This window comes from Streptomyces ficellus, from assembly GCF_009739905.1.
Taxonomy (GTDB): Bacteria; Actinomycetota; Actinomycetes; order Streptomycetales; family Streptomycetaceae; genus Streptomyces; species Streptomyces ficellus_A.
In genome coordinates this window covers 5,453,743-5,473,839 of the sequence record NZ_CP034279.1, presented here as the reverse complement: position 1 = coordinate 5,473,839, position 20,097 = coordinate 5,453,743, and the positions used below count along the sequence as shown (strand labels likewise).

General features: G+C 73.6%; 16 protein-coding genes. 8 read left to right on the top strand and 8 right to left on the bottom strand.

Translation table 11 applies throughout. The features are described 5' to 3' along the window. Positions 1–2 precede the first annotated feature (2 nt). From EIZ62_RS24480 to rsmH, 4 genes are all read right to left on the bottom strand, one after another. Positions 3–1,670 (bottom strand): UDP-N-acetylmuramoyl-L-alanyl-D-glutamate--2,6-diaminopimelate ligase, encoded by a 1,668-nt coding sequence (locus EIZ62_RS24480; RefSeq protein WP_156694839.1) that lies wholly within the window; start codon positions 1,668–1,670, stop codon positions 3–5. Positions 1,671–1,687: 17 nt separating this feature from the next. Further along, the gene (locus EIZ62_RS24475) at positions 1,688–3,640 is read right to left on the bottom strand and encodes a peptidoglycan D,D-transpeptidase FtsI family protein (protein ID WP_156694838.1); all 1,953 of its coding nucleotides are present in this window, start codon (positions 3,638–3,640) and stop codon (positions 1,688–1,690) included. Between the two features lie 4 nt (positions 3,641–3,644). Next, positions 3,645–4,055, bottom strand: a complete 411-nt coding sequence (ftsL, locus tag EIZ62_RS24470) for a cell division protein FtsL (protein WP_425281844.1) — start codon at positions 4,053–4,055, stop codon at positions 3,645–3,647. 115 nt (positions 4,056–4,170) lie between these two features. After that, complete coding sequence (gene rsmH, locus EIZ62_RS24465; protein ID WP_156694837.1) at positions 4,171–5,127, bottom strand: 16S rRNA (cytosine(1402)-N(4))-methyltransferase RsmH; 957 nt, start codon at positions 5,125–5,127, stop codon at positions 4,171–4,173. Between the two features lie 378 nt (positions 5,128–5,505). Between rsmH and EIZ62_RS24460 the strand changes: the two genes are divergently transcribed. The 4 genes from EIZ62_RS24460 (at position 5,506) to EIZ62_RS24445 (ending at position 11,259) form a co-directional block, all read left to right on the top strand. Continuing rightward, positions 5,506–6,048 (top strand): beta-class carbonic anhydrase, encoded by a 543-nt coding sequence (locus EIZ62_RS24460; RefSeq protein ID WP_156694836.1) that lies wholly within the window; start codon positions 5,506–5,508, stop codon positions 6,046–6,048. Positions 6,049–6,257: 209 nt separating this feature from the next. Then, a complete protein-coding gene (locus tag EIZ62_RS24455; RefSeq protein WP_244375949.1) occupies positions 6,258–7,457 on the top strand; it encodes an AAA family ATPase in 1,200 nt (399 codons plus the stop codon). Beyond that, positions 7,457–8,836 carry a DUF58 domain-containing protein gene (locus EIZ62_RS24450; protein WP_156694835.1) on the top strand — a complete coding sequence of 460 codons (1,380 nt, stop codon included), beginning with the start codon at positions 7,457–7,459 and terminating at the stop codon, positions 8,834–8,836. Before EIZ62_RS24455 ends, EIZ62_RS24450 begins: the two co-directional genes overlap by 1 nt. Then, on the top strand, positions 8,833–11,259 hold the full coding sequence (locus EIZ62_RS24445) for a transglutaminase TgpA family protein (protein ID WP_156694834.1): 2,427 nt from the start codon (positions 8,833–8,835) through the stop codon (positions 11,257–11,259). The genes EIZ62_RS24450 and EIZ62_RS24445 overlap by 4 nt, the downstream gene beginning before the upstream one ends. Before the next feature lie 249 nt (positions 11,260–11,508). On the opposite strand, the gene EIZ62_RS24440 is transcribed toward EIZ62_RS24445, so the two are convergent. The 3 genes from EIZ62_RS24440 to EIZ62_RS24430 all read right to left on the bottom strand — a co-directional run bounded on the left by EIZ62_RS24440 (position 11,509) and on the right by EIZ62_RS24430 (position 13,482). Next, a complete protein-coding gene (locus EIZ62_RS24440; protein WP_156694833.1) occupies positions 11,509–11,904 on the bottom strand; it encodes a DUF3040 domain-containing protein in 396 nt (131 codons plus the stop codon). 263 nt (positions 11,905–12,167) lie between these two features. Continuing rightward, the gene (locus tag EIZ62_RS24435; protein ID WP_156694832.1) at positions 12,168–12,926 is read right to left on the bottom strand and encodes a methyltransferase; all 759 of its coding nucleotides are present in this window, start codon (positions 12,924–12,926) and stop codon (positions 12,168–12,170) included. Between the two features lie 49 nt (positions 12,927–12,975). Next, a complete protein-coding gene (locus EIZ62_RS24430; protein ID WP_244375947.1) occupies positions 12,976–13,482 on the bottom strand; it encodes an SAV_6107 family HEPN domain-containing protein in 507 nt (168 codons plus the stop codon). Positions 13,483–13,777: 295 nt separating this feature from the next. Between EIZ62_RS24430 and EIZ62_RS24425 the strand changes: the two genes are divergently transcribed. From EIZ62_RS24425 to EIZ62_RS24410, 4 genes are all read left to right on the top strand, one after another. Then, entirely contained in the window at positions 13,778–14,614 is an 837-nt protein-coding gene (locus tag EIZ62_RS24425; RefSeq protein ID WP_244376276.1) for an ATP-binding cassette domain-containing protein, read from the top strand. Next, positions 14,586–16,679 carry a YhgE/Pip family protein gene (locus EIZ62_RS24420; RefSeq protein WP_156694831.1) on the top strand — a complete coding sequence of 698 codons (2,094 nt, stop codon included), beginning with the start codon at positions 14,586–14,588 and terminating at the stop codon, positions 16,677–16,679. The genes EIZ62_RS24425 and EIZ62_RS24420 overlap by 29 nt, the downstream gene beginning before the upstream one ends. 11 nt (positions 16,680–16,690) lie before the next feature. Next, the gene (locus tag EIZ62_RS24415) at positions 16,691–17,299 is read left to right on the top strand and encodes a TetR/AcrR family transcriptional regulator (protein ID WP_156694830.1); all 609 of its coding nucleotides are present in this window, start codon (positions 16,691–16,693) and stop codon (positions 17,297–17,299) included. 436 nt (positions 17,300–17,735) lie between these two features. Beyond that, complete coding sequence (locus EIZ62_RS24410; RefSeq protein WP_208828030.1) at positions 17,736–19,250, top strand: phytoene desaturase family protein; 1,515 nt, start codon at positions 17,736–17,738, stop codon at positions 19,248–19,250. A 19-nt stretch (positions 19,251–19,269) separates the two neighbouring features. Here EIZ62_RS24410 and EIZ62_RS24405 read toward each other — a convergent pair whose 3' ends face one another. Next, positions 19,270–20,073, bottom strand: a complete 804-nt coding sequence (locus EIZ62_RS24405; RefSeq protein ID WP_156694829.1) for a hypothetical protein — start codon at positions 20,071–20,073, stop codon at positions 19,270–19,272. Positions 20,074–20,097 lie beyond the last annotated feature (24 nt).

The following is a 20,097-nucleotide window of genomic DNA, read 5'->3' as shown; positions in this document are numbered from 1 at the left end:
CTTCATCCCTGACTGTTCTGGATTGCTTCGCGGAGGACCTGGCGGTCGTCGAAGGGGCGTACCACTCCGGCGATGTCCTGGCCCTGCTCGTGGCCCTTGCCCGCTACCAGCACGGTGTCGCCGGGCCGGGCGCGCCCGACGGCGGCGGCGATCGCGGCGGCCCGGTCCTCGAAGACGGCGACCTCGCCGCGTTCGTGGGAGGGCACCCCGGCGGCGCCGGCGAGCATCGCGGCCAGGATCGCGAGGGGGTCCTCGGAGCGGGGGTTGTCGGAGGTGAGCACGGCGGTGTCGGCGAGACGTGCGGCGGCGGCGCCCATGGGGCCGCGCTTGGTGACGTCCCGGTCGCCGCCGCAGCCGAGGACGACGTGCAGCTGGCCCTCGGTGACCTTGCGCAGCGAGCGCAGGACCGATTCGACGGCGTCCGTCTTGTGGGCGTAGTCGACGACCGCGAGGTACGGCTGCCCGGCGTCGACGCGCTCCAGGCGGCCGGGTACGCCGGGGACGGCGGCGACGCCGTCGGCGGCGGTCTGGGGGTCGATCCCGGCCACGGCGAGCGTCACGACGGCGGCCAGGGCGTTGGCGACGTTGAACGGGCCGGCCAGCGGCGCCTTGGCGCTGATGCGCTCGCCCTGGGGGCCTCGGATCGTGAACGTGCTTCCGAGGGCCCCGATCTCGACGTCCTCGGCGTGCCAGTCGGCGTCCGGGTGGCCCTCGGCGGAGAAGGTGACGATCGGGACGGACGCCTCCTTGACCAGCCTCCTGCCGTACTCGTCGTCGTAGTTGACCACTCCCCGGCGGCTGCGGCGCGGGGTGAACAGCTGCGCCTTGGCCTGGAAGTAGTCCTCCATGCCGGAGTGGAACTCCATGTGCTCGGGGCTGAGGTTGTTGAAGACGGCGACGTCGAAGACGCAGCCGTCGACTCGGCCGAGCACGAGGGCGTGGCTGGAGACCTCCATGGCGACCGCCTCGACGCCGCGTTCGCGCATCACCGCGAACAGCGCCTGGAGGTCGGTGGCTTCCGGGGTGGTCCGTTCGGACTTGATGCGTTCGTCGCCGATGCGCATCTCGACGGTTCCGATGAGCCCGGTGTTCCGTGCCGCGGCCCGGAGGCCGCCTTCCACGAGGTACGCCGTCGTGGTCTTGCCGGAGGTACCGGTGATGCCGATCTGGAGCAGGTCGCCGCCCGGACGGCCGTAGATCTCGGCGGCGAGCTCGCCCATCCGGCCGCGCGGGTCCTCGGTGACCAGGACCGGCAGGCCGGTGGCGCCGGCGCGTTCGGCGCCGGTCGGGTCGGTGAGGATCGCGACGGCTCCGAGGTCGGCGGCCTGGCCGGCGAAGTCGGCGCCGTGGAGGCGGGAGCCCGGCAGGGCCGCGTACACGTCTCCGGGGCGTACGGCCCGGGAGTCGTGGGTGATGCCGGTCGCCTCGCCGGCCGGTCGGGGCTGTGCGCCCAGCCGGGCCGCCAGCTCGCCCAGGGGTGTGGGGCGGACCTGGGCCGGCCGTGGCGCCCCGGGGCGTTTCGCGGGGGCGTCCGTCGGGGTGGTTCGGGACTGATCAGCGTGTGGCACGGCGGTGAGCGTACCGGGCGCACCCGTGATCGGGCTAAATGAGGGCGCCTGTGCAGCGTGGCCGCCGGATCGGTTCCCGGGGTCGGGGGTGATGGTCGTCACTGGTTGCTCCCGCCGGCTCACTCGCCGGGTTTGAACGTGACCGGCATCCGGGGTGCGGGCTTGCCGGTGGGTGCGACTTGCAGGGTCTTGAGGGCGAACTCCATGACCTTCTTGTAGATGGGTCCGCAGATCTGGCCACCGAAGTAGCTGCCTCGGGTGGGGTTCTGGATGGCGCAGTAGACGGTGATCTGGGGGTCGTCGGCGGGGGCGAAGCCCGCGAAGGAGGCGGTGTAACCCTTGTAGCGGCCGAGTTGGGGGTCGACGCGGTTGGCGGTTCCGGTCTTGCCGGCGACACGGTAGCCGGGGATGGCGGCCTTGGTTCCGGTGCCCTCCCGGTCGTCGACGACGGATTCGAGCATGGCGGCGAGGGTCTTCGCGGTCTTCTCGCCGACGACCCTGGTCTGCTTGGGGGCGGGCGCCGGGGTGAAGCGGCCGTCGGGGCCCTTGGTGCCGCGTACGAGCGTGGGCTCGATGCGTACGCCGCCGTTGGCGATGGTGGAGTAGACGGACGCGGCCTGCATGGCGTTGAGGGACAGGCCCTGGCCGAAGGGGATCGTGTACTGCTGCGAGGTGGACCAGTCCTGCGGCTTGGCGAGGATGCCGGCGGTCTCGCCGGGGTAGCCGAGGCCGCTGGGGCTGCCGAGGCCGAACTTGCGCAGGTAGGAGTGCAGCACCCGGTTCGCCTGGGCCTGGGTGGGCCCGAGCTGGCCGGTGGCCAGGATGGTGCCGATGTTGCTGGACTTGGCCAGGACGCCGTTGAGCGTCAGGTACCAGGTGGGGTGGTCGATGTCGTCCTTGAACAGCCGGTCGCCCCGGTGGAGCCGGTTGGGGACGACGACGTGGGTGCCGGGGGTGGCGGCGCCCTCCTCCAGGACGGCGGCCATGGAGATGACCTTGGCGGTGGAGCCGGGCTCGTAGGCGTCCTGGAGGGCGGCGTTGCCCATGGCGGCGGAGTTGGCCTGGGACAGGTCGTTGGGGTCGAAGCCGGGCGCGTTGGCCATGGCGAGGACCTCGCCGGTCCGGGCGTTCTGCACTATCACGTACCCGCGGTCCGCCCTGGACTCCTCGACCTGCCGGGTGATGGCCTGCTGGGCGGCCCACTGGATGTCGCGGTCGATGGTCAGCTCGATGTCGGAGCCGGGCACGGCGGGGGTCTCGCGGGCGCCGACGGTGGGCACCCGGCGGCCGCCGGACTGGGCGTACTTGATCTTGCCGTCCTTGCCGGCCAGCTCCTCGTCGAGCATGGACTCCAGGCCGCCTCCGCCGCGGCCGTCGGCGTTGACGTACCCCAGTATCCCGGCGGCGAGGGTGCCGTTGGGGTACACGCGCTTGCTGCTCGGCTCGTTGAAGACGCCCGCGAGGACGCTGACACCGGCGCCGCCGCCCGCCTTGTCGGTGCGGGCCTTCTCGGCGAAGACGTTCTTCAGGTCCTTGATCTGCTTCCAGACCTGCGGGGTCTGACGGCGGGCCAGCAGCGCGTAGCGGGAGCCGGGCGCCTTGAGCTTGCGGACGAGTTCGCCGGGGTCCTTGCCGAGGATCGGGGCGAGGAGGGCGGCGGCCTGCTCCGGGGCGTCGGGGGCCTTGCTCTCCTTGGGCGTGAACATCTTCGGGTCGGCGGTGATGTCGTAGGCGTCGACGCTGGTGGCGAGCGCGACGCCGGAGCGGTCGGTGATCTCACCGCGCTCGGCGGACAGCGTGTACTCCTGGAACCGGTTCTTCTCCGCCTTGGCGGCGTACGCCCCGGCGTCGACGGCCTGGACCTGGAGGAGGCGCACGACGAAGACCAGCATCACCAGCGTCAGGCCGAGGCTGACCAGCCGCAGCCGGGGCCTGGGGTTGCCGAGCCGGATGGTGCCGGCACGGGCGGGCCGGCGGGGTGCCTGGCGCGGGCGCCGGGCTGCCGGGCGGCCCGGGCGCGGCGGGCGGGCGGGGGCCGGTACGCGGCGGCGTGGGGGCTGGGCGGGGGGCACTGGGTCACCTGCCGGGCGTCGTCGTCGGGGCGGTGGTCGGCACGGGTTCGGCCGTCGCCCTGCCGGGTACGCCGCGGACGCTGCCGTCGGGACTCAGGAAGGCGGGGCTGCCACCGGGCACCATGCCGAGCTCGCGGGCGCGGCGCTCCAGGGCGTCAGGGGCGGAGCGGTCGTCCACGTCCCGCTGGAGCTCCTGCTCCTCGTCGGTGAGTTCGGTGGTCCTCTTCTTGAGTTCGCTGAGCCGGAAGGAGCCCTCGTTGAGGGAGGAGTTGAGCAGCAGGAGGGCGATCAGGCCGCCGCCGAGGAGCACGACGACCAGCAGGACGAAGGGGGTCCGGGCCGCGGTGCTCGGCCCGGACGGCATGAGCCGCGCGAGCCGCGCGGCCCGCCCCTTCAGCGGTCCCGCTTTGGTCACCTGTCCTCCCGGTTCGCCCCGCCGACGTGCCCGTGGTCCGCCTGGCCGTCGTGCGCCGGTGCGTACGCCCGTGCGTGCCCGTGGCGGGGCACGCGCGCGTGGTGCGGCGCGCCGCTCACAGGTCGTCCGCCCTGATCCGCTCGGCGCCCCGGAGCCTGGCGGGGGCGGCCCGGCGGTTCTCGGCGACCTCTTCCTCCGTCGGAAGTTCGGCACCCCGGGTCAGCAGCTTGAGCTTCGGCTGGTAGCGCTCGGGGACGACGGGCAGCCCCGGCGGCGCGGTAGTGGCGGCCCCGGCCGCGAAGACCTGCTTGACCAGCCGGTCCTCCAGCGAGTGGTAGGACAGCACGGCGATCCGGCCGCCGACCGCGAGGGCCTTGACCGCCGCGGGGACGGCCCGCTCCAGGACGGTCAACTCCCCGTTGACCTCGATGCGCAGGGCCTGGAAGGTCCGCTTCGCCGGGTTGCCGCCGGTGCGCTTGGCGGCCTGCGGGAGGGCGTCACGGATCAGTTCCACGAGCCGGGCGCTGTTGGTGAACGGTTCCTTCTCCCGTTCCCGTACGACCGCCGCCACGATCCGCTTGGCCTGCTTCTCCTCGCCGTACTGGCGCAGGATGCGGACCAGCTCGCCGGGCGGGTAGGTGTTGAGGACCTCCGCCGCGCCGATGCCGGTCGTCTGGTCCATGCGCATGTCGAGCGGGGCGTCCTGGGCGTACGCGAAGCCGCGGTCGGCCTCGTCGAGCTGCATCGAGGAGACACCGAGGTCGAACAGGACGCCCTGGACGTGCGGGACGCCGAGCCGGTCCAGTACGGCGGGCAGCTCGTCGTAGACGGCGTGGACGAGGGTCGCGCGGTCGCCGAACGGGGCGAGCCGCTCGCCGGAGAGCCGCAGCGCCTCCTTGTCCCGGTCGAGCGCGATCAGCCGCGCCTCCGGGAAGCGGGTCAGCAGCGCCTCGCTGTGGCCGCCCAGGCCCAGGGTGCAGTCGACGACCACCGCACCCGGCTGCCCCAGTGCGGGTGCCAGCATGTCCAGGCACCGCTGGAGCATCACCGGCACGTGTCGGGTCTCGCTCATGCGCCCTCTCAGATTCGGCGCGGCGTACGTACCGCCGGGTCCCGCCGGCGCACCGGCGGGGAGCGACGGCCGGCCGGCGAGCGGGAGGAGGCCGACCCCTACGTACCGCCGCACGCGCGGGGGAGAAACCGCGGATTCGCTGTGATTCGCTCGATGTCTCCGTGAACTTCGCGTCACTTTAGTCCACTCCCCCGCCCGGTCAATCAACCGGGCAGCGCGTCGCGCCGGGCGGCCGCGGAAGGGGCGGGATCACGGTGCCCTCACCCGGACGGCGCCCCCGCCCACTCTTGTGCCTTAGCTCACATCGAGGCCCCGTTGACGCACTTTGTCCCAGGTCGGAGCGCGCCGAGGAGCTCGCGGACAACTAACGTCATCAGCATGTCGTCTTCTGCTCACTCCGCATCCAGCGATGTCCGTCCCGACGGCTCGGTCATCGACCGCATCGTCGAGGCCAACCGCCGGTACGCCGCGGGCTTCGAGGACCCGGGCCTCGAGGGCCGGCCGAAGCTGCACGTGGCCGTCGTCGCCTGCATGGACACCCGCCTCGACCTGCCCGCCGCGCTCGGCCTGGAGGTCGGCGACGCCCACACCATGCGCAACGCGGGTGGGGTCGTCACCGACGACATGATCCGGTCGCTCGCCATCAGCCAGCGTGAGCTCGGCACCCGCAGCGTGGTGCTGGTGCACCACACGCAGTGCGGGATGCAGACCATCACGGAGCACTTCCGCGACGAGCTGGAGGACGAGGTCGGCCAGCGCCCGACGTGGGCGGTCGAGTCCTTCAAGGACGCCGAGCAGGACGTCCGGCAGTCCCTGCGGCGGGTGCGCACCTCGCCGTTCATCCCCCACACCGACGACGTCCGGGGCTTCGTCCTCGACGTGACGTCGGGGCTGCTGCACGAGGTCGACCCGGCTTCCTGACGTTTCCGGGCGGCGAACACCCGCCCGGACCGGCCCATCTCCGACATTTCTCGCACGGTTATCCACAGCCGAGTGACACGTACGGGTAACGCCAACAAGAATGCGGGTGTGACACCGCTCCTGAATGGTTCGGCGGCGGTGTCCGTGTTTCAAGGGTGGACCGTGCCGTCAGTCGCGCACGGCCCATGGAACGGGCCGAGGAGGGCCGTGTGACGACCTATGACGATCGAGCGAGCCTCACAGATCTGACCACCACAGCGGAACGGGTCCGCCGGTCGGTGGAGGGTGTGATCGAGGGCAAGCCTGAGGTCGTACGGCTTTCGCTGACCGTGCTGCTCGCCGAGGGGCACCTCCTCATCGAGGATGTCCCCGGCGTCGGCAAGACCATGCTGGCCAAGGCCCTGGCGCGGTCGATCGACTGCTCCGTGCGGCGTATCCAGTTCACGCCCGACCTGCTGCCGTCCGACATCACCGGTGTGTCCGTCTACGACCAGCAGCGTCGCGAGTTCGAGTTCAAGCCGGGCGCGATCTTCGCGCAGATCGTGATCGGCGACGAGATCAACCGCGCCTCGCCCAAGACCCAGTCGGCGTTGCTGGAGTCGATGGAGGAGCGCCAGGTCACCATGGACGGGCAGACGTACGAACTGCCCAGCCCCTTCATGGTGGTGGCCACGCAGAACCCGGTCGAGATGGAGGGCACCTACCCGCTGCCCGAGGCCCAGCGCGACCGCTTCATGGCCCGGGTCTCCATCGGGTACCCGAGCGCCGAGGCCGAGCTGCAGATGCTGGACGTGCACGGCGGCGTGTCGCCGCTGGACGACCTCCAGCCGGTGGCGCACGCCCACGACATCGTGAAGCTGATCGACGCGGTGCGCTCGGTCCACGTGTCCGAGGCGGTCCGGCGGTACGCGGTGGAGCTCGTCGCGGCCACCCGCACCCACCCCGACCTCCGGCTCGGCGCCTCCCCGCGCGCCACCCTGCACCTGCTGCGCGCCGCGAAGGCGTCCGCCGCGCTGAGCGGCCGTGACTACGCCCTGCCGGACGACGTCCAGGCGCTGGCCGTCGCCGTGCTGGCGCACCGGCTGCTGCCCACGGCCCAGGCCCAGCTGAACCGGCGCACGTCGGAGCAGGTCGTACGGGACATCCTGCAGCGCACGCCGGTGCCGACGGCGGCGCCCGCGGCCACCCCGCCCGGCTCCCCGGTGTCCGGTGGCCGGATTTCCGGAGGCCGGATGTCCGGTGGCCCGATGCAGGGCGGTGGGCAGCGGTATGGCGACCCCGTGCAGGGCGGCCGGATGTCCGGCGGTCCGGGACCGGGCGGTTCCGGTCCGGGCGGTTCCGGTCCCGGCGGCCCGGGCTCCGGCGGCCCGATGTACGGCCAGCAGCAGCCCGGCGCACGGCGGCCGTGATGGCGGCCGGGGGGCCCGCCGCCCGGGACGGCGAGAGCACGGGCGGAGTACGGGCCGCCCTCGGTGGGCTGACCACGCGCGGCCGGTCCTTCCTGGCTGCCGGTGTCGCCGCGGCGGCCTGCGCGTACGTACTGGGCCAGGGCGACCTGCTGCGCGTCGGGCTGCTGCTCGCCGTGCTGCCGCTGGTCTGCGTGCTGGTGCTCTACCGCACCCGCTACCAGGTGGCCGGCAGCCGGCGGCTGTCGCCGCAGCGGGTACCGGCCGGGGCCGAGGCGCGCGTGCACCTGCGGATGGAGAACGTCTCACGCATGCCCACCGGGCTGCTGATGCTCCAGGACCACGTGCCGTACGTGCTGGGGCCACGGCCCCGGTTCGTGCTGGACCGGGTGGAGGCAGGCGGGCGCCGCGAGGTGTCCTACCGCGTCCGGTCCGACCTGCGCGGGCGCTATCCGCTCGGGCCGCTCCAACTGCGTCTGAGCGACCCGTTCGGGATGTGTGAGCTGGCCCGTTCGTTCAGCGCCTACGACTTGCTCACGGTGATACCGCGTACCGAACCCCTGCCGCCGGGCCGGCTGCCCGGGGACGCGTCGGGGTACGGCGAGGGACGGCAGCGCTCGCTGGCGCTGGCCGGCGAGGACGACGTGATCCCGCGCGAGTACCGCTACGGCGACGACCTGCGGCGGGTGCACTGGCGCTCCACGGCCCGGTACGGGGAGCTGATGGTGCGCCGCGAGGAGCAGCCGCAGCGCGCGCGGTGCACGGTCCTCCTGGACACCCGGGACGTCGCCTATCAGGGCTCCGGGCCGGACTCCGCCTTCGAGTGGGCGGTTTCGGGCGCGGCGTCGGTCCTGGTGCACATGCTGGAGCAGGGCTTCGCCGTACGGCTGCTGACGGACGAGGGCAACCCGCTGCCCGGCGACGCCGCCGACGGGTTCACCGGGTCGGCGCAGGACTCCGCCGAGGCGGCGGGGCTGATGATGGACACGCTCGCGGTCGTCGACCACTCCGACGGCGCCGGGCTCTCGCGCGCGTTCGACCTGCTGCGCGGCGGGAACGAGGGGCTGCTGGTCGCCTTCGTCGGCGACCTGGACGAGGAGCAGGCCGCGATCGCGGCCCGGATGCGGCAGCGCAGCCGCGCGGCCGTCGCGTTCGTCCTGGACAGCGGTACGTGGCTGACCGGTGGAGCGGTGGCCGGGACGGTGGAGGACACCCTGCGGCGGCTGCGCGAGGCGGGATGGACCGCGGTGGCCGTTCCGGCCGGGGCGTCGCTCGCCGATCTGTGGCGCCACGCGGGCCGGGCCGGTGCGGCACCGGGTGCGGCCGGCGGTGGCACGAGTGGTACGAGCGGTATGACAGGGGTTTCGGGGGGTTGGTCATGAGCGGTCGCGGAAGGCTCGCGCTGTGCGCCTTCGCCGCCACGCTGCTGGCGGCGGGGGCGTTGCTGCCGCTGGTCGATCCGGCCACGTGGATCATCCAGGCCGCGCTGCTGCTGGCGGTGCAGAGCGGGGCGGGCGCGCTCGTACGGCGGTGGTCCTCGGCGCGGGCGCTCACCGTGTCGGTGCAGGCCCTGGTGAGTCTGGTGGCGCTGACGGCCGTCTTCGTCCGGGACCAGGCACTCGCCGGGTTCCTGCCCGGGCCGGAGGCGGTCGGGCGGTTCGGCGCCCTGCTGACCGCGGGCGCCGACGACGTCGGGCAGTACGCGATACCGGCGCCCGCGACGGACGGCATCCGGCTGATGCTGGTCGGCGGTGTGCTGGTGATCGGTCTCGCGGTCGACGCGCTCGCGGTGACGTTCCGCAGCGCCGCCCCGGCCGGGCTTCCGCTGCTCGCGCTGTACTCGGTCGCCGCCGGGCTGTCCGGCGGGGGCGCGAGCTGGCTGTGGTTCCTGCTGGCCGCCGCCGGCTACCTGGTGCTCCTGCTGGCCGAGGGCCGCGACCGGCTCTCCCAGTGGGGCCGGGTGTTCGGCGCCGCGCCGCCCCGGGGCGGGCGTGCCGCGGCGGGGTCCGCGGCGCCGGGCGGTCGTGGTCCGGTGGCCCCGGTGCGTACCGGGCGGCGGATCGGCGTGGTGGCCCTGGGCGTCGCGCTGGCGGTTCCGGCCGCCCTGCCGTCGCTCGGCGGCGGGCTGCTGGACGGGACCGGCCCCGGAGGCGGGGGCGGCGGCGGGGGCATGATCAACGCGGTGAACCCGCTGGTGTCCCTGCAGGACAGCCTGAACCAGCCCGAGGACCGAGAGGTGCTGCGCTACCGCACCAACGCGAAGGACACGTCCGGCCTGTACCTGCGGCTGACCTCGCTCGACGACTTCGACGGCGAGATGTGGAAGCTCACGCAGCGCCCGCTCGGCGACGTCCCCGAGCGCCTTCCGCGGCCGGCCGGGCTGAGCGGGGAGGTCACCACGACGGAGATCACCACCAGCATCTCCGCGTCCGACGCCTATGCGCAGGTGTGGCTGCCGATGCCCTATCCGGCCACCCGTGTCGCCGCCGACGGGCGGTGGCGGTACGAGTCGGTCGGACGCACGCTCGTCGGCGACAAGGACCAGACGACCAAGGGCGTGCAGTACACGGTGACCAGCCTGGCGGTGAAACCGACCCAGCAGCAGCTGGCCGGCGCACCCCGCGCTCCGGAGCAGCTGCTGCGCGAGTACACCCGGCTGCCCGCGTCGCTGCCGGCGGACGTGAGGTCGACGGCGCTGCAGGTGACCAAGGACGCACCGAACGACTACGAGCGGGCGGTCAGGCTCCAGGACTGGTTCGCGGTGGAGGGCGGCTTCCGCTACGACACCGAGGTGTCGTCGGGCACGGGCCCCGGCGCGATCTCCCGGTTCCTGAAAGACAAGGAAGGGTTCTGCGTCCACTTCTCGTTCTCGATGGCGGCGATGGCCCGGACGCTCGGCATCCCGGCACGGGTCGCCGTCGGGTTCACCCCCGGCGCTCCCCGGTCGGACGGCGACATGTCGGTCGGCATCCGGGACGCCCACGCCTGGCCCGAGCTGTACTTCGAGGGTGTGGGCTGGACGCGCTTCGAGCCCACGCCGTCGCGCGGCTCGGTGCCCGAGTACACCCGGCCGGAGACGCCGACGAACCGGCCGAGCGCTCCGGCGCAGCCCGAGCAGAGCGCCTCGGCGGCACCGTCCGCGGCCCCTTCGGCGCAGGACAGCTGCCCGCCCCAGGCACGGCGGCTCGGCGAGTGCGGTGACCCGGAGCAGTCCGGCGCCGCCGCCCCGTCCGACCCTGGGCCGCCGATCGGCACGATCCTGCTGGTCGCCGCGGGAGTGGCGGCCGCGGTCCTGATTCCGTTCCTGCCGCTGCTGTGGCGCACTCGGGTACGGGCCCGGCGCCTCGGAGCGGCCGGGCGCGGCGCCGAGGAGGTGGCCGCGCGGACGCTGGCGGTCTGGGCCGAGGTCATCGACACGGCCTGGGACCACGGCATTCCGCCGGACGACTCGCGGACACCGCGCGGGACCGCCGAGCGGATCGTCACGCTGGGCGGGCTCGAGGGCGAGCCGGCCGAGGCGGTGCACCGGGTCGCCGGTGCGGTGGAGCAGGTGCTCTACGCGCCGCAGCCGCGTCCCGTGGCCGGTCTGGCGGACGACGCGGCCCGGATCCGCGTGGGCCTGGCCGCCCCGCTGGGAAGGGCCGGGCGGCTGCGCGCGCTGCTGGTCCCGCGCTCGACCGTCCGGGTGGTGTGGGCGTTCTCGAGCGGCTGGGCCGCGTTCACGGCCCGCTGGGCCGACCGTCGCGGGCGTCTCCTGGCCCGCTGGTCGTCGGCCCTCCGCCGCCCCTCCCGCCAACGCGGCTGACGGGCCCGCTCCCGCCGCGGAGGCGGTGCCCCGGCACTGCCCCTCTCGCTGCCCGCCGTGGTGACGGGCGGCGAGGGAGGAGGCCGGACCGGGCGCGCGCGGGCGCGCCGGGGCGTAACGGGCCGGGACGGCGTACGGGCCAGTCGTGCGGGCCGGAAGGGTCTACGGGTACGGGTGAGGGGCGACCGCCCGGAAGCGGTCGCCCCTCACCCGTACGTCACGCCGCGGCGCGGCCTCGCGGCCGTGCGTTCAGTGGCCCTGCTCGTCGCGGCGGCGCTGCCACCGCTGCTCGATCCGGTCCATCATCGAGCGGCGCTGCCGAGGGCGGTGGGCCTGCGCGGCGGTGCCTCCCTCGGTCTGCTGCTCACCCGGTTTGGGCGCCTTGCGCCATCCGGTGACTGCCAGGACCGCACAGCCGAGCATGACGAGGAATCCCACCACGCTGATCCAGATCTGCTGCGCGACCATACCGGCCATGAGGAGCGCGATACCCACCAGGAAGCCTGCGACCGCCTGGTAGACCCGTCGCCGGGTGTGTGTACGCAGCCCGCTTCCCTCGAGCGCTGTCGCGAACTTGGGATCTTCGGCGTACAGCGCTCGCTCCATCTGCTCGAGCATTCGCTGCTCGTGCTCCGAGAGCGGCACGGAGTCCTCCTCGTCGTCGGTCGCTGGGGGCGACCGGTATGCGGCCCTTTCAGGATAGGCAGGGATTCGCCCCCGTGAAACCCGCCCTGTACCTTTCACCGATCGGACCGCCATGCCGGTTCGGCTGGTGAGGCGTTGATTCCCCGTCCTCCGATCCGTCATGCCGGATGGTGTCCCTCGATCATACGGTGAACCGCACGCGAGCGGGGGTCCTGTGGCGTACTCCATCTGCGCCTGCGTCGCTGATCAGCCCGCTGCTCGGGTCAGCCGCGCTTTTCGCCCAGGACGTGCAGTTGGGTGGCGACCGACCGGAAGGCGGGCAACTCGGCGGCCGCGGCCTCCAGCTTGAGGAGCGCGTCCAGGGCTCCGGGCTCGGTGTCGACGAGGACTCCGGGGACCAGGTCGGCGAAGACGCGCACCCCGTGCACGGCGCCGACCTCGACGCCGGCGGCCTCGACCGCCTCGGTCAGCTGCTCGGCGGTGAAGCGCCTCGGCACCGGGTCGCCCTCGCCCCAGCGGCCGGCCGGGTCGGTGAGCGCGTTGCGGGCCTCGGTGAAGTGCCCGGCGAGCGCCCTGGCGAGGACGGCGCCGCCGAGTCCGGCCGCGAGCAGGCTGAGCGCACCGGAGGGCCGCAGGGCCTCCACCGCGTGGCGCACGCCCTCGGCGGGGTCCTCCACGTACTCCAGGACCCCGTGGCACAGCACCGCGTCGTAGCCACCGCGCTCGACGACGTCGAAGAGGCCGTGGATGTCGCCCTGGACGCCGCGCACCCGGTCGGCCACGCCCGCTTCGGCGGCGCGGCGCTCCAGCGCGAAGAGCGCGTTGGGGCTCGGGTCGACGACGGTGACCCGGTGACCGAGCCGCGCGACGGGCACGGCGAAGTTTCCGCTGCCGCCGCCGGTGTCGAGGACGTCCAGGGCGCCCTGGCCGGTCGCCTTGACCCGGCGGTCGAGGGCGTCCTCGAGTACGTCCCACACCACGGCGGTACGGAGGGAGGCGCGGGGGCGCTGCGGGTCCGACACGGCAGTTGACTCCTAGGTGACGGTTACGAACGCTTCCCACCCTATGGCCTCACGGGGCGTGCCCGGTCCCTCCGTTCGCACGCTCCGCCCCGGCCGTCCGGGCCCTCGGGCGCGGCAGCGCGGACTCCGGGACCAACAGCCGCTCCACCAGGCCCAGGAACATGGTGACGTCCCGGATCAGGTCGTCGGCGTCGCGGCCGGTGGCCGCGCCCGTCACGCCCGCTTCCGCACGGGCCCTGCGGGCGGCTCCGGAGGCGAACAGGGCGCTCCACTCGGTCAGCTCGGGTGCGACCTCCGGCAGCACCTCCCACGCGCTGCGTATCTGCCGGCGCTTGCGCGGGGTGGGTTCGGGGCGGCCCCGGACGGCGAGCACGGCGGCCGCGGTCCGGAGCGCGGCGAGGTGAGCGGTCGCGTACCGCTCGTTGGGGGTTTCGAGGACACGCGCCTCTTCCAGCGCCGCGCGGGCCTGGTCGAGCAGGTCGAGCGCGGCGGGTGGCGCCGAGGCCCGGCGCACCACGGGGTGGACATCGCCCGCCGCCGCGTGGGTACCAGCCATGACGAACCTCCTGTCGTCGTGTACGGCACCGCGGCCGTATGTGCCCATCGTGCAAGCCACCACTGACAGTCGGGGGTGACCTGCTCCTTTGCTCCTGCCCACATTCCGGGGTAACTTTTTGCACTGACCGGTCAGTTCAAAGAAATGGGGGCTCGTGGACAGCCAGGACGACCACCTGGACATCCCGGACGAGCGGGACGGCAACGAGCGGGACGGCAACGAGCGGAACGACGCACCGGACGACGCACGGGACGACGAGCCTCCGGGCGAGCACCGGCAGCCACACGGCGCCGCGGTGGTCGCCGAGGGGTTCGGGCTCAAGGGCCCCCGCGGCTGGGCCTTCCGCGGCGTGAGCGTGGACGCCGCACCCGGATCGCTCGTGACGATCGAGGGCCCCTCCGGCTCCGGCCGCACGTGCCTGCTGCTCGCCCTCGCCGGCCGCATGCGCGCGACGGAGGGCCACGCGGAGGTCGGCGGGTTCGCGCTGCCGCGCAAGATGGCTGCCGTACGCCGGATCAGCGCGCTCGGCCCGGTGACCGGGGTCAGCGACCTCGACCCGGCGCTGACCGTCGCCGAGCACCTGCGGGAGCGCGCCCTGTTGCAGCGCCGGTTCGACGGCTCCCCGCTCGCCCTGCTGCGCCCGCGCGCCGAGCGTGCCGCCGCCTCCCGGGCGCGCATCGAAACCGCCCTGGCCGCCGCGGGCCTCGACCTGGCCACCCTGCCCAAGGCGGAACGCACGTCTGTCCGGGACCTGGAGCGGCTGGAGGCCCTGCGCCTGTCGATCGCGCTGGCCCTCATCGGCGAACCGCGCCTGCTGGCCGTCGACGACGCGGACCTCAAGCTCTCCGAGTCCGCCCGCGCCGAGGCCTGGGCGCTGCTCCGGTCCGTCGCCGACAGCGGCACGACCGTGCTGGCCGTCTGCAGCGAGGCCCCCGGCGGAACGGTCACCGTCCGCACCGACGCCACCGCGACCACCGCGACCACCGCCACCACCGCCACCACCGACGCCGAAACCCCGACCGAGGCGAAGACCGACGCCGAGACCGGCACCGGCACGGACGCCGACACCGACACCGACACCGACACCGAGAAGGGGGCAGCCGATGCGCTCGCCGAAACTGGCCGCGCTTGAGCTGAAGCGGTTCGGCAGGGGGAAGCTGCCGCGTGCCGCGCTGGTGGCGATCCTGCTGCTGCCGCTGCTGTACGGCGCCCTCTACCTGTGGTCCTTCTGGGACCCGTACGGCAGGCTCGAGAAGTTGCCCGTCGCGCTCGTCAACGAGGACAAGGGCGCGACCACCGACGGCAAGAAGATCACCGCGGGCGACGACATCACCAAGAACCTGCGCGACAGCAAGGTCTTCGACTGGCACGAGGTGAGCGACGCCGAGGCCCGCCGGGGCGTCGAGAACGGTACGTACTACCTCTCCCTGACCATGCCCGGCGACTTCAGCGAGCGCATAGCCTCCAGCTCGGGCGACGCGCCCGAGACCGGTGCCCTTCAGGTGCGTACCAACGACGCCAACAACTACATCGTGGGGCAGATCTCGCGCACCGTGTTCGCCGAGGTCCGCACCGCGGCGTCGACGAAGTCGTCCCGGACGTTCCTCGACAAGATCTTCATCAAGTTCTCCGACCTCCACGACGCGACCGAGAAGGCCGCCAAGGGGGCCGACGAGCTCAAGAGCGGGGCCGCGAAGGCCAAGAAGGGTTCCAAGGACCTCTCCGACGGCCTGACCGACGCCAAGAAGGGCAGCGGCGAACTGGCCGGCGGCCTGACGAAGCTCAACACGGGCGCCGCCGACCTGGAGAGGGGCGCCCGGCAGGTCGCGGGCGGCACCCAGGTGCTGGCCGACAAGGTCAACGGCGTGGCCGCCGACGTACGTCCCTACCTCAAGGACAACGGCAAGAAGATCGGTGACTCGGCCCGGCTGGTCTCCGACTTCTCGCAGGGCATGCGCAACAGCCTGGACCTCATCGTCAAGAGCGGTCCCACGCTGAAGGCCGGCGCCCATGTGGCCGCCGACGAGCTGGCCGCCCTCCACAAGGAGGAGTGCGAGGACAAGCCCCTGCCCGACGCCACGCTGTGCCCGAAGATGGAGCGGGCGAAGGTCGCCTCCGCGGACGTGGCGAAGATCGCCGACGACATCGGTGTGCTGGCCGAGGACAGTAACGGCGACCTGAAGAAGCTGGACGCACAGCTGAAGGACCTCCAGACCAAGGCGGACGCGCTCGCCCGGCGGGCCCCGAAGCTCGACGAGGACCTCGCGTACGCCGTCGGCAAGATCAACGAACTGAACACCGGCGCCCACAAGGTGGCCACCGGCGCCGACACCCTGCACACGGGGCTGACCACTGCCAAGTCGGGCTCCACCGAACTCGACACGGGCGTCGGCAGGCTCAAGAAGGGCGCCGGCGAACTCGACAGCGGCCTCTACAAGCTCGCCGGCGGCTCCACCGACCTCGCCACCGGCCTCAACGACGGTGTCGACAAGATCCCGGACTACGACAAGCAGGCCCGCGACCGCCGTACCGAGGTGATGGCCGACCCGGTCCAGCTCGCCTCCCAGTCCCTGCACAAGGCGCCCAACTACGGCACCGGGTTCGCCCCGTACTTCATCCCGCTCTCCCTGTGGGTGGGCGCCATGGTGGCGTACATGCTGATCCAGCCGCTCAACCGCCGCGCCCTCGCCGCGGGTGCCTCCGCGTGGCGCATAGCGCTCGCCGGGTGGTTCCCGGTGGCCGCGATCGGGGTGCTCCAGGTGGCCGCGCTGATGTCGGTCCTCCACTGGGCGCCGGGTCTGGGCCTGGAGATGGCACGGCCCGCCGGAACGGTCGGGTTCCTCGTGCTGGTCACCTGCTGCTTCGCGGCGATCATCCAGTGGCTGAACGCCCGCTTCGGCGCCGCCGGGCGCATCCTCGTCCTGGCCCTGCTGATGCTCCAGCTGACCTCGGCGGGCGGCACCTACCCGGTGCAGACCAGCCCCGGCTTCTTCAACGCCGTCCACCCCTTCCTGCCCATGACGTACGTCGTCGAGGCACTGCGCCGGCTCATCACCGGCGGCGGCCTCGAACCGGTCTGGCAGGGCTGCGCCGTGCTGGCCGCCTTCACGCTCGGGGCACTCGCCCTGACGGCGCTGTCCGCGCGGCGCAAGCAGGTGTGGACCCTGGATCGCCTGCACCCGGAGCTGAGCCTGTGAGAATCGACGCCATGGACACCCAGAGCAGCAGACGGCAGGCCACCCGCACCAAGCTCTACGAGGCCGCCGTGACCCTCATCGCCGAGCAGGGCTTCTCGGCGACGACCGTGGACGAGATCGCGGAGCGCGCCGGGGTGGCCAAGGGCACGGTCTACTACAACTTCAAGAGCAAGACGGAACTCTTCGAAGAACTGCTGCGGCACGGCGTCGGGCTGCTCACCGAGTCCCTGCGGACCGCCGCCGACGAGACGGCCGCGCGCGGCGGGACCAGGGTCGAGGCACTGGACGCGATGATCCGCGCGGGCCTGGTGTTCATCGACCGCTACCCCGCCTTCACGCAGCTGTACGTGGCGGAGCTGTGGCGCACCAACCGCGCCTGGCAGTCTACGCTCCTGGTGGTGCGTCAGGAGGCGGTGGCCGTCGTCGAGACGGTGCTGCGGGAGGGCGTCGAGGGCGGAGAGCTCAGCGACGAGATCGACATCCCGCTGACGGCGGCCGCGCTGGTGGGCATGGTGCTGGTGGCGGCGCTGGACTGGCAGGCCTTCCAGCGGGAGCGCTCCATCGACGACGTCCACGCCGCCCTGTCCCGGCTGCTGCACGGACGCGTCGGCGGCCGCTGAACCCCGCCCCGGGCGCACGAAGAAGAACACGAAAAAGAAGCCGGTCCGGTGAGGCTCGATCCCCCCGAGCCTCACCGGACCGGCGTCCCCCGTGTCCCCCGTTCCCCCTGCGTCGCGCAGAGGGGACGTGGGAGAGCCCTGACCCCCGTTTTCCCCCGTCGGTCCCTGGGCTCTCCGTTGTGCACCCCCGTCCCGTCAGGTGCGCGGTGCCGGTTCCGCCGCCCCGTGTCGGCGGTCCCGGCCCCGCGCCCCTTCCGTGGTCCCCACTCTTCCGTCCGGGCCGGCCGGTGCCCATCCGCGCACCTACTCATCTCACCGGCTAGGTACGGGTACTCAGGGGCCCGTGCTCATGCCCACACGTGCCCACGCGGGCGTGGGTCCGTCCGGCGCGGCCCGCCCGGCCGGGTTGTCGGTGTCGCCGGATAGGGTCCCTGACATGGCACGGATTGTGGTGATCGGCGCGGGGATGGGCGCCATGGCGGCGGCTGCCCGGCTGGCGGTGGCGGGCCACCGGGTGACGGTCTACGAGCGCGGGGAGACGTACGGCGGCGCGGTCGGCCGGCTGGAGCGCGACGGCTTCGCCTTCGACACCGGCCCGGGGCTGCTGCACCTGCCGGCCGTGTACCGGGACCTGTTCGTGAAGACGGGCCGGGAACCGCTGGAGCGGTGCGTCGAACTGACCCAGGTCGACCCGGCGAGCCGGCACGTGTTCGCCGACGGTGTCGCGGTGTCGCTGCCCAACGCCTCCCGGGCCGGGATCGTCTCGGCGCTGGACGCCGCGCTCGGGGAGGGCGCGGGGGCGCGGTGGGGCGAGTTCCTGAACCGGGCGCGTCAGGCGTGGGACCGCTCGCGCAGGCCGCTCCTCGAGGAGCCCCTGCCGGCGGACGTGGGGCCGTTCGCGCGGGACCCCTACCCGGCGCTGAAGACCGGTCTGCTGCGCCGGCCCGCGACCACGCTGGCCGGCGTGGGGCGCCGGGAGCTGCGCGACCCGCGGCTGGCGGCGCTGCTGGAGAGCCACGCCCTGGCGTACGGCTTCGACCCGGCGACCGCCCCGCCCGCCGCGGCCGTGCTGCCGTACATGGAGCAGACCTTCGGGAGCTGGTACGTGCGCGGCGGCATCCGGGCGCTCGCGGACGCCGTGTACGAGCGGTGCCGGCAGCGGAGGGTGGAGTTCGTCCTCGGCACACCGGTGACCGGTGTCGTCGTGGAGGGCGGCCGGGCGGTCGGCGTCGAGCTGGCCGGAGGGGAGACGGTCGGGGCGGACCACGTCGTCGCGGGTGCCCCGCTGCCCGCCCTGTACCGGGACGGCGTGCTGCCCTGGGACGGCCCGGGCGAGGGGCCGCGTCACCAGCGGGCCGCCCGCGCGGGACGGGTCACGGTGTGCCTGGCCCTGCGGGGGGCACGGGAGGCGGGCGCCGTGCACCGGACGGTGGTGCACACCGCCGACCGGGACGACGAGCTGGACGCCCTCGCGCGGGGGCGGCTGTGCGACCGGCCCACGGTGGTGGTGCTGCGTCCGGACGACGAGCGGCTGCGCCCGGACGGCGACCACGAGTCGGTGACCGTCACGGCGACGGTCGCGACGGGCGGGGCGACGGCGACGGACGGCCTGTGGGGCGGGGCCGGGCAGGCGGAGGCGGAGGCGTTCGCCGACCGGATGGTCGAGGCCGCGACGGCCGCCGTACCCGGGCTGCGGGAGCGGCTGTTGTGGCGGGTGGTGCGCACCCCCGCCGACACGTTCCGGGAGACGGGTGCGTTCCAGGTGCCCGGCCCGGCGCTGGCGGGTGCGGGCGGCTCGCTGCTGCCCGCCGCGAACCCCGCGGGCGTGGCCGGGCTGTACTTCGCCGGTGGATGGGCGCACCCGGGCGGCGGGCTCGCCCACGCGGGCATGTCGGGAGCCCTGGTGGCCGGGCTGATCGTGGAGGGCGCGGACTTCCGCGGCTCCCGGTAGCGGCTCCCGGTAGCCCCCCTCAGTAGCGGTAGGGGTCGCCCTGGCCGCCCTGCTCGTAGCCGTAGGGCGGCGCCTGCGGGGCCTGGTACTCCGCGTCGCGCTGCTGCGGGACCCACACGCCGCCGGGCGGGGTCTCGGTTCCGCCGTACTGCGGGGCGTAGGGGTCGGGGTACTGCTGCTGGCCGCCGTAGCCGTTGTCGTAGGGGGCGGTGCCGATGTACGGGTCCGAGTACGCGGCGTAGCTCTGTTCGCCGACGGTGCCGTAGTCGTGGGCGGCCGTGGCGTAGGTGCCCTGCTGGTCGTAGCCCGGGCCGCCGTAGCCGCCGAAGCCGCTGTCGTACGTATGCGTCTGGGCGGCGTGGGGAGCGGCCTGGGCGGGTTCGCCGTAGATGCCGTACTGGCCGGTCTCGTCCGGGAGCGGCTCCGGGGCGTAGACGGCCGTGGTCTCGGCGGCCGTCGGCTCGTGTTCCCGGTCCTCCTGCTGCTCGTAGGCGAGGCTGGACACCTCCAGCGTCGGGCCGGCCGCGGCGGTCGCGGAACCCGCTTTCCGGCGGCGGCTGGCCCCGGGGCGGCCACCGATGGCCCACCCGGTCGAGAAGCCGCGCCGGAAGGAGAGCGTGACGTAGGTCTGGCCGATCGCGAAGGCGATCGCGCCCGCGGCGATCACCGGGACGGACGGCAGCAGCACCCCGAGGACCACGCCCAGGAACCCGGTGAAGGCGAGCAGCCGCCAGCGCAGCCGGGCCTTGTACTGCAGGAGCACCTCACCGAGCAGCCACAACGCCACGACACCGAACGCGATGTAGAGGACCGTCCAGCCCATGCCCGCCCCTCTCGTACGGCCGCC

What these genes read in the sequence shown, in the direction of transcription:
- rsmH (WP_156694837.1), bottom strand. Translation starts at nt 5,127, where the DNA reads ATGAGCGAGACCCGACACGTGCCGGTGATGCTCCAGCGGTGCCTGGAC.
- EIZ62_RS24460 (WP_156694836.1), top strand. Translation starts at nt 5,506, where the DNA reads ATGTCGTCTTCTGCTCACTCCGCATCCAGCGATGTCCGTCCCGACGGC.
- EIZ62_RS24450 (WP_156694835.1), top strand. Translation starts at nt 7,457, where the DNA reads ATGGCGGCCGGGGGGCCCGCCGCCCGGGACGGCGAGAGCACGGGCGGA.
- EIZ62_RS24445 (WP_156694834.1), top strand. Translation starts at nt 8,833, where the DNA reads ATGAGCGGTCGCGGAAGGCTCGCGCTGTGCGCCTTCGCCGCCACGCTG.
- EIZ62_RS24430 (WP_244375947.1), bottom strand. Translation starts at nt 13,482, where the DNA reads ATGGCTGGTACCCACGCGGCGGCGGGCGATGTCCACCCCGTGGTGCGC.
- EIZ62_RS24420 (WP_156694831.1), top strand. Translation starts at nt 14,586, where the DNA reads ATGCGCTCGCCGAAACTGGCCGCGCTTGAGCTGAAGCGGTTCGGCAGG.
- EIZ62_RS24415 (WP_156694830.1), top strand. Translation starts at nt 16,691, where the DNA reads ATGGACACCCAGAGCAGCAGACGGCAGGCCACCCGCACCAAGCTCTAC.
- EIZ62_RS24410 (WP_208828030.1), top strand. Translation starts at nt 17,736, where the DNA reads ATGGCACGGATTGTGGTGATCGGCGCGGGGATGGGCGCCATGGCGGCG.
- EIZ62_RS24405 (WP_156694829.1), bottom strand. Translation starts at nt 20,073, where the DNA reads ATGGGCTGGACGGTCCTCTACATCGCGTTCGGTGTCGTGGCGTTGTGG.